The sequence below is a fragment of the Hydrocoleum sp. CS-953 genome, assembly GCF_002260545.1.
In the GTDB taxonomy this organism is placed as follows: Bacteria; Cyanobacteriota; Cyanobacteriia; order Cyanobacteriales; family Microcoleaceae; genus Trichodesmium.
This window is the reverse complement of the sequence record NZ_LGSU01001415.1, coordinates 2,980-12,546: the sequence shown is the minus strand read 5'-3', so window position 1 is coordinate 12,546 and position 9,567 is coordinate 2,980. Positions and strand designations below refer to the sequence as shown.

5 protein-coding genes are annotated in these 9,567 nt (G+C 35.2%); all 5 read right to left on the bottom strand.

The window, feature by feature from the left end; genetic code table 11:
* Positions 1-3,453, bottom strand: a 3,453-nt coding sequence (locus AFK68_RS28795; protein ID WP_143438397.1) for a hypothetical protein, incomplete at its 3' end; no start/stop codon positions are given.
* Positions 3,454-3,494: 41 nt separating this feature from the next.
* A complete protein-coding gene (locus AFK68_RS28790; RefSeq protein ID WP_094677208.1) occupies positions 3,495-4,262 on the bottom strand; it encodes a phage tail protein in 768 nt (255 codons plus the stop codon).
* Positions 4,262-4,414, bottom strand: coding sequence for a hypothetical protein (locus AFK68_RS37515; RefSeq protein WP_168186696.1), 153 nt, complete (start codon positions 4,412-4,414; stop codon positions 4,262-4,264). Before AFK68_RS37515 ends, AFK68_RS28790 begins: the two co-directional genes overlap by 1 nt.
* 23 nt (positions 4,415-4,437) lie before the next feature.
* A complete protein-coding gene (locus AFK68_RS28785) occupies positions 4,438-6,891 on the bottom strand; it encodes a protein kinase family protein (RefSeq protein ID WP_094677206.1) in 2,454 nt (817 codons plus the stop codon).
* Between the two features lie 128 nt (positions 6,892-7,019).
* The gene (locus AFK68_RS28780) at positions 7,020-8,909 is read right to left on the bottom strand and encodes a tetratricopeptide repeat protein (protein ID WP_168186695.1); all 1,890 of its coding nucleotides are present in this window, start codon (positions 8,907-8,909) and stop codon (positions 7,020-7,022) included.
* Between the last annotated feature and the right edge of the window lie 658 nt (positions 8,910-9,567).

The window sequence follows — 9,567 nt, the reverse complement described above, 5'->3', positions numbered from 1 at the left end:
ATCTGAAACTTTTGGTGTTATTTCTGGTGATTGAACTGTGGATTTTTCTTGAACTAAGTCACTAGGTTTCTCTGGAATTAACTCTTGAGTTTCAATAATTTCATCTGAAGTCTTGGAAGTAATTTCTGGTGATTGAAATGTGGATTTATGAGGTTTTTCTGGAATTAACTCTGAAGTTTCAACAGTTTGGTCTGAAGTATTGGGGGTAATTTCTGAAAATTTTACTGTGGATTTTTCTTGAACTAAGTCACTAGGTTTTTCTGGAATTAACTCTGGAGGTTCAACTGTTTCGTCTAAAACTTTGGGAGTAATTTCTGGTGATTGAATTGTGGATTTTTCTTGAACTAAGTCACTAGGTTTTTCTGGAATTAACTCTGGAGGTTCAATAGTCTCATCTTCTGGGAATTTTACTGTGGATTTTTCTTGAACTAAGTCACTAGGTTTTTCTGGAATTAACTCTTGAGTTTCAATATTTTCATCTGGAACTTTTGGTGTGATTGCTGGTGATTTTAATGTGGATTTTTCTTGAACTAAGTCACGAGATTTCTCTGGGATTAACTGTTGGGATTTAATAGTTTCATCTGAAGCTTTGGGGGTTATTTCTGGTGATTTTAATGTGGACTTTTCTTGAACTGAATCAATAGGTGGTTCTGGGATTAACTGTTGAGGTTCAAGAGTTTTGTCTGAAGCTATATTCGTTTCTTCTAATTTTTTTTCAGAAGCTAGAATGGTTGAAGTTTTCGGAACTGAATCAATAGGTTTTTCTGGGATTAACTCTTGAAGTTCAATATTTTGATCGGAAAGTTTTGGTGTGATTTCTGGTGATTTTAATGTGGACTTTTCTTGAACTAAGTCAATGGGTTTTTCTGGGATTAACTCTTGAGTTTCAATAGTTTCATCTAAAGCTTTGGGGGTTATTTCTGGGAATTTTACTGTGGATTTTTCTTGAACTAAGTCGCCTGATGACTCTGCAATTAACTCTTTGGTTTCAACAGTTTCATCTGAAGCTATTTTTGTTTCTTCTAGATTTTTTTCCGAAGTTAGAATGGTTGATATCTTCGCAACTAAATCAATAGGTTTTTCTGGAATTAACTCTTGATCTTCAAGAATTTCATCTGAAGCTGGTGGGGTAAATTCTGGTGATTGAACTGATTTTTCTTCAAATAAGTCAGTAGGTTTTTCTGGAATTAACTCTGGAGTTTTAATAGTTTCGTCTAAAACTTTTGGAGGTGTTTCTAGTGATTTAGCCATGGATTCTTCTTGAATTAAATCCATATTTTCTTCTGGGATTAACTCTTGGGTTTCAACAATTTCATCTGAAGCTTTTTTTTCTGTTTCTGGTAATTTTCTTGTGGATATTTCTGGAACTGAATCAATAGGTGGTTCTCGGATTAACTCTTGAAGTTTAAAAATTTCATCTGAAGCTATATTCGTTTCTTCTGATTTTTTTTCAGAAGTTGGAATGATTGACGTTTTCGGAACTAAATTAATAGGTCTTTCTTGATTCAACTCTTGAGGTTCAATAATTTTATTTGAAGCCTTGGGGGTTATTTCTGGCGATTGAACCGTTGATTTTTCTGGAAGTGAATCAATAGGTGATTCTGGGATTAACTGTTGAGGTTCAATAGTTTCGTTTAAAACTTTTGGAGGTGTTTCTAGTGATTTAGCCATGGATTCTTCTTGAATTAAATCCATATTTTCTTCTGGGATTAACTCTTGGGTTTCAACAATTTCATCTGAAACTTTGGATGTTATTTCTGGTGATTGAACTGTAGATTTTTCTGGAACTGAATCAATAGGTGGTTCTGATATTAACTGTTGATTGTCAAGAGTTTCATCTGAAGCTATATTCGTTTCTTCTAATTTTTTTTCAACCGTTCCAACTGGTGAAATTTTCGGAACTAAATTAATAGGTTTTTCTGGGATTAAGTCTTGGGGTTTAATAGTCTCATCTAAAACTTTTTTTTCTGTTTCTGGCGATTCAAATATCGAATTTTCTTCAACTAAGTCACTAGATTTCTCTGGGATTAACTCTTGATTTTCAATAGTTTTATCTGAAACTTTGGGTGTGATTTCTGGTGATTGAACTGTGGATTTTTCTTGAACTAAGTCACTAGGTTGCTCTGGAATTAACTCTGGATTTTCAATAATTTCATCTGAAGTCTTGGAAGTAATTTCTGGTGATTGAAATGTGGATTTCTGAGGTTTTTCTGGAATTAATTCTGAAGTTTCAACAGTTTGGTCTGAAGTATTGGGGGTAATTTCTGAAAATTTTACTGTGGATTTTTCTTGAACTAAGTCACTAGATTGCTCTGGAATTAACTCTGGAGTTTCAACAGTTTCGTCTGAAACTTTTGGTGTGATTTCTAGTGATTGAACTGTGGATTTTTCTTGAACTAAGTCACTAGATTGCTCTGGAATTAACTCTGAACTTTTAACAGTTTTATCTGAAGTCTTGGGGGTAATTTCTGGTGATTGAAATGTAAATTTTCCTTGAACTAACTCACTAGGTTGCTCTGGGATTAACTCTTGAGGTTCAACAGTTTCATCTGAAACTTTTGGTGTGATTTCTGGTGATTGAACTGTGGATTTTTTTTGAACTAAGTCACTAGGTTGCTCTGGAATTAACTCTGGAGTTTCAACAGTTTTATCTGAAACTTTTGGTGTGATTTCTGGTGATTGAAATGTGGATTTCTGAGGTTTTTCTGGAATTAACTCTGAAGTTTCAACAGTTTGGTCTGAAGTATTGGGGGTAATTTCTGAAAATTTTACTGTGGATTTTTCTTGAACTAAGTCACTAGGTTGCTCTGGAATTAATTCTGGGATTTCAATGTTTTTATCATTTTCAGGAATTTGAGGAATAACTGAATAAGATATCCCTTGATTTTTATCCCTTGAAGTATCTACTTGAGAAACAGATTTTTTGTCGGAAAGAGGTTGATAAATATCGCTTTCCCATTTCCCTTGAACAATAGGTAAATTATCTGATTGAGTTTTTTTTGATTTATCGTCTGACAGTTGAGAATTCTGAGGAAAAAGTATTTTATCAGCAGCAGTTGTTAAAATGCGCGACTGAGTTTGAATAATTTGTTTACCGAAGCGAGGATGAAGTTCTGAAAGCGGATTATTTTGGATATTTTTTTCTACTAAGGAATGTGTTTGAAGTTCTTCTTTTATTTCACCTATACTCTGGTTAATCTGATTTTCTGAGGAAGATTCTGACTCAAAATTGTCTTGAATAAATTCACTGGTTATAGAAGTTGGTTTTTCAGGATAATTTGAAGGAGAAAAATCCTGTGCAAAAGTGAAAAAATCATCAGATTTTTCTAGAGTTTGGGGTAACATTAATTGAGAAGCTTGAATCAGAGGGGGTCGCACTTTTAACATCCGCTTTAGTCCCAAGTTTTTCGGCGGACACAAAGATTTTTTTAAACCTAGGGAATATGTAGACATAATTAATCAGCCTCTTATTAATTAAATTTTATAAAAAACCTTTATAAAAAGCGGTTAAAATTATCTCGTTCTCTTGATGCTTTTCGCTTTAAATTATCAATTTCTCGCGCAGCTTTTCCTTTAGCATAATCCATTCCTTGTTGTTTTAATTGATCGTATTCAGTTTCCAGATTGTTCATCGTATTTCTGACTTCTTGTCCTAATGAATTTCTAGCATTAGAAAGGGTTCTATTAGCTTGATTTAGGTGTTGTCTGCCAACATCTGCTAAATCACTAGCAAAATAGCCTAAACTACTACGATTAAGTGGATTTGCTGGCTCGAATTCTCGTTTGTATGATTCTAAAGTATCTTTTTTATAGATGGTTAAACCTTCATAAGCTAAAGTTAATTCCTCTATAGCAACATTATTAGAATCTGCTTGAAAAGGCGAGACTTTCCAACTAACTGGAACCGAACCAATTAGTGTCCAAGACTGCATTGTTTCTCCAGCTTGATTAAATAGAAGCAGAGTAACATTCAACCGAAATTTTTGAGAGTCTCGCAAAATTTTTTCAATCCAATTTAAGAAGGTTAAATCATCAGTTATTCCTCGTTTTAATGTGATGTCTGTGAATTCCGCTTGTCCTAAAATAATCCGTTGTTGATCGTTAACACCTCCTTCTTGATGAGTTTCTCGCTTAATATTAACGCCTAAGCCAGAACATTCACTAAAACAAGCTGAAATTTGACTATCAATTTCTAAATAAAACCTATTTGCTGTGACATAATTTAGTTCATAAGCTGAAGGTTCTTGACGATTATTTTTCATTATAAAATCCTCTGATAATTACAAATACGTTCCTGTTGATTACGAATATCTTCTTGCATTAGTTGATAAACTCTATCGCAGAGTTTTCGTAGTAAAATTGGATCGTTGATTATCTTTTCAATTAATTTATCTTCTAAATCTTTTTCTGACATTTTGATTGAGGTTCATCCTAACTTTATTTTGACAATTGAATGGGAATTAATCCAGCCGAATGTAATAGATGTTGCCCTTCATTAGTTTTCATTATATCAGAAAATACTCGACCTGCTGAATTTTTACTTCCTTCTTTTAAATAAATCACAGCAATTGAATATCCTAATGGATAATCACCTTGTTCAAATATCTTAGGATTGGGTTTGTAGCTTCCTTTGTCCATACATAAATCCGTTCCTGGTGTGATTGGTTTGCCATTGTTATGTATAATTGGTTGAACTGCTCTAAGTTTCCCTTCTCCAACAATTGCTAAAGGATAGACTGAACACTGATTAAATACTTTACTAAATAAATCAATCCCAATCACAGCTTGACCGCCTTTTTCAAATTCTGCTAAAGCTCTTGCCGTTCCTTTCCTATATCCTGTTTCTCTGCAAGTCTTTTTATCTTGATCAATAAGATTTACAAAGTTGTTTCTTTCCTGCGTATTTTTCAAAACTAAGTTTTCAAATAATGAAGTCACCAGAAAAACTTCTTCTTGAGTTTTATAACAAATTCGACTTCTTTTGAGATTTTTTTGATTATTAGCAGCATCAGAAATCCCTAAATCTTCTAACGTTAAAGATTGATTAGAGTAGAGTTTTTTGAGTGATTTGATAGAAATTTGACCAGACAGTAATTTAGGCAAACTTCCTTCTCGTTGAACATCACTGAAAGCTACATAAGCGAATAAAGCATCATAGGCAATAATTTCTATTTCTAACTGTTTGCTATTTTCTAAAAGCTGAAGTTCATCGTTCAAGAGGGAAGTTACAATAAATTCAGAGTTTTTTAAAGTAGATATAATTGTATTTTCTAAACGTTCTTTTGTTTCTTCTTTCCTTTCGGTACGACTAAAATCAAACGAATTTGTAGATGGTGAATTAAATGAAATTTGAGAGAGAAGATTCAAATGTTTAGAAAACTGTTGATTTCTACCATATCCTACAGGAGTTTTCAAGGCAATATTCCATCTTTTATCCGCTGCATAATTAATTCTTTTTCCTATAAAATATGGGGGAATATTGACTTCTTCTACCGACTTAATTTTTGGTATTATCTGAATAATTTTTTGATCTGTTTTTGATGTTTGTGAACGAGATAAAAGATACAATAAGCCCACAAAATAAATTCCAAAACTCATTAACGCCACCAACAGAAGAATAATCGGAATAGTCCAAGAACGTTGAGAGGTTTGAACAATCTCTTCATTCTCATCAAAAACACTCTCGGGCGAATCTACTGGAGAATTTAAAGGTAACTTTAATAATTCTCTATGAGCTTTAGCTGCACTTTGAAAAGAACCCGAATATAATTGCACGGTGAAATTTTTGATTTCAGGATGACAATGTTGATGCCATTCTAAATCTTGAGACGGATTTTCCCGGGTTCCACCTGATAAAAAATAGCTAATTTTACCTAAATCTTTAAGGTCTTTTTCAAAGGCTTTTTTCGAGAGAGATGGATGATATAATGTTGAGTCTAAACTATCTATTAATTTTTCCCATAGTGCCAAACGACTTACATAAATTTTAAATTCTTCATCTTCTTCATTAGAAGCCAATTGCAGACCATAAGTAACAACTAATAGACTGTCTAAATTAAGGTTGCCATGACCTATTCCTTTAGAGTTATTTTCAAAAAAACGAATTTCATAACAGTTGTGTAAAAAGTGCAAAGTTTGCAATATTTGTTGCAGAATTTTACTAACTTGAATAGGCGTTAAAGGTTGATGCCGTTGATTGAGATATTCTCCTAAAGTCAGACTATTGGAAATTTTTTCAAGAATCAAATACCAACGAATATCTTGTTCGTTATCCTCATAGAAATCTTTAATAACATCAATAGGAAGTAGTAAACGAAATTCTTTAACTTTTGCATTTTGATAGGTAATTTCAGGTAAAAAATCAGATGGACTTCGAGTTAAAAATTCTTGAATCAATACTTGTTGGTTTTGCTGTGCAGTAGGAGTTGCTTCATATTGACGAACTTGAACTGAATGACTCACACACTGACCAATTTTATACCTGCGGCCAAAGTTATCCCGAATTTCATAATCTGGAAGGAGAACTTGTTGAGTTTTCTGGTCTTTGCGTCGTCGCCGAGAACGTTCCCGAAAAATGGGTTGGTCTAAAGTTGCAGATTGAATAGAAGTTTGTACTCCTCCTGTTTCTCTGGGAATTATGGGTTTTGGCCTAGCTTGAATTGGAGATTCGACTTGGGTTTTATCTTGAGAAAAATTGGGTAAACGTGGAAAAATTTGTCTGTCTTGCTTTTGGGAACCCTTGCGTTCGCTGCTTCCAAATTCGGCTTGTTCATACATTTGCTGTGCTCGACGCCTAACAATTCGATAAACAGTATCGCGAGGATGAGAAATAAAGGTAAAAATTTCTCGTCCTCTAAGTTTGACTGTGTTTACTAATTCTGATAATCTCATAGCGATCGCTCCTATTCATAATTTGATAATAATAGACATCTCCAATCATAAAAAGTAAAATCAATTATCGTACATAAATTATCAATTATTTCTCCCTTATCCATTTTTTCTGGAGAAGTCTAATTAATTTAACTCCGTGTTTGTTCCTTCTTTTTGATTAAATTTCGTAAGACAATTTCTCGTTCTTTGCGGGCGATGTTATACTCAGGATCGAGTTTCAATGCTTCTTCAAAATTCGCCAAAGCATCCTGATAGCGACCCAACCGAGAGAGGGCAATTCCTTTTCCCGTAATCACGCCAACGTTTTCAGGACTCAGAGCGTCAGCTTGGGTGTAAGCATTTAAAGCAGATTGATATTGCCTGAGTTCAAGTAAAATTAACCCTCGGTTATGCCAACCCTCAAAAGACTTGGGATTCAATTGAACAGCTTGCTGAGTTGCCTCTAGAGCAAGTGTCAACAATTGAGGATCTCGCAACCGCCATAAGACAACAGCCTGATTTGCAAAAATACTGGCCTTGAACAAATTATCCTTGGGTGTAAAATTACCTGCTAATGCCTGCTGATAGGCTTCCACTGAGGCTTTATATACCAATACATTCATAGTTTTCTCAGTTGTATATCCATTCTGTTGCTGCAAACTCAATAGCTGACCATACTCGCTGAGAATGCGACCGTGGTTATACCAACCCCGAGCATAGCTAGGATTGATTTTAACAGCCCGATGAGTAGACTGAAGCCCCTGTCTATAGTTGAGTTCCGCAAGTTCATACTGTTGTTGTGCCTGCTGAAGTTGACCCAAATGCCATAATATCACCCCTCGGTTGTTCCAAGCTTCGGCGTAGTCCTCATCCAAGGCAACAGCGCGGTTTGCAGAGCCTAAAGCATCATTATAGCGTTCTAAGCCAGCCAAAGCGGTACTTCTCTGGTTCCAAGCCATTGCTGGACGCATATCCCCCCAATCTAGATCCTCCTCCAGAGCTGCTTCACAAGCCTTCAAAGCAGATTCATATTGTTCGAGTTGATTGAGCAATTCACACTGGTTCACCAAAGCTAGAGAATAGTTAGGTTGAATCTCAATGGCGCGACTATAGGAAGTTAAAGCTCGTTCAGTCTGTCCCAAAGTTTGCAGAGCAATACCTTGTTTTGTCCAGGCTTGGGCATTATCAGGATTATCAGCTAAAATTTTTTCATAAAAACGCACTAAATTTTGAAGTTGTTTGACTATTTCTTCTGTTTCTGCTGCTGAATTAATAACCAGAAGGGGATCGGATGTGGCTACTTCTTGACGCGCCACCAGCAAATGTTCTAAGGCTTGAGCTGGAGTAGTAGTTTCCCAATTTTCGTTCACGGCGATCGCTAATTCACAATTTTCAAGAGCTTCTGTATAGCGTTCTATTTCAATCAATAAACCACATTTTTTAGTCAGAAAAAAGGAAGAATTAGGGGTGATTTTTAAGGCTTGACTGTAAGAATTTATCACATCTTCAAGGCGTTGATTTTCGCGCTCTTTTGCCACATTCTGTTTTCCTAAACCTTCCAGTTCAGCTACTTCTAATTTTCCTAATTTCCCCAAAGCAATTGCTCGATGTTTCCACGCTTCAGCAGGACTACTACGACCCCAAATTCCATCAATTTTAATTGCTTTTTCACAACTATTGATTGCTTTTTCGTATTGGTCTAATGCTAAAAAGATTTCACATTGATGCACTAAAACTTGAGAATATTTCGGTTCTCGCTGCAATAGATAATTATAGGAAACTAATGCTTGGGGATACTGTTTTAACTGTTGTAATGAATTGCCTAAACTCATCCAAGTCTCTAAATTTTTTCGCTTCGGCTTCAGTTCGATCGCCCTTTGACAAGCCGCTACAGCTTCGGAATATTGTTTAGCTTGTTCGAGAGTAGTGCAGAGTTCTTGCCAAAATTTCACATTATTGTAATCAAATTCTGGAAGCTGAGAAACTGCATTCTGTTGAGTTTCTGAAACTGAGCTTTCTGTCAGTTTCGATTCACCCATCGCTGGAAGTGAGCTTTGAATAAAGAACACAAATCCAACACTAATAATACTAATCCACGAGAATATTAATTTCATCTTTTATATTTATATTTTGCTTTTACTAAAGTATATTACAGCGGTTTTCATTTCAGCAGACCACAGTAGGGGCGTTTGCGGAGCATGACCTTAGGAAATGGCCATTAGCTACGCACAACTTTCCTATCGGAATGCTCCGCAAACGTTAACGCCCTTACAAGGTTTGTAAGCATTCAGCTATTAGCACTCAGCTTTTCCTAGGTCATGCTACGCAAACAGATTTTTAAAATGCTAGGAGGCACGGGAATTATAAGCTGTTGTGTATCTAGATTTTATATTCCCTATTGCTAGGAGCAAAAATTGAATATATGGTCGTTCATAGTCAGGGCGCTTTTGATGATTCTAATGAATATAGAGATTTTGGCTTAAAGGTAGAAGGCAGAGGGCAGAAGGCAGAAGTAATGCAAGTCAACAGAGCCGTGAGAACCCCTATAAACATCTTAAGCTGATAGCTGATGGCTGACGGCTGAATGCTTACCAAGGTTTTGTTTATGGCGATGTGGTTCATCAATTTGAAAAGCGCTGTAAAAGTAATTCATTTAGTAGAATTTAATAGTTGGCTTAATAAAATTTTTGTATTTTT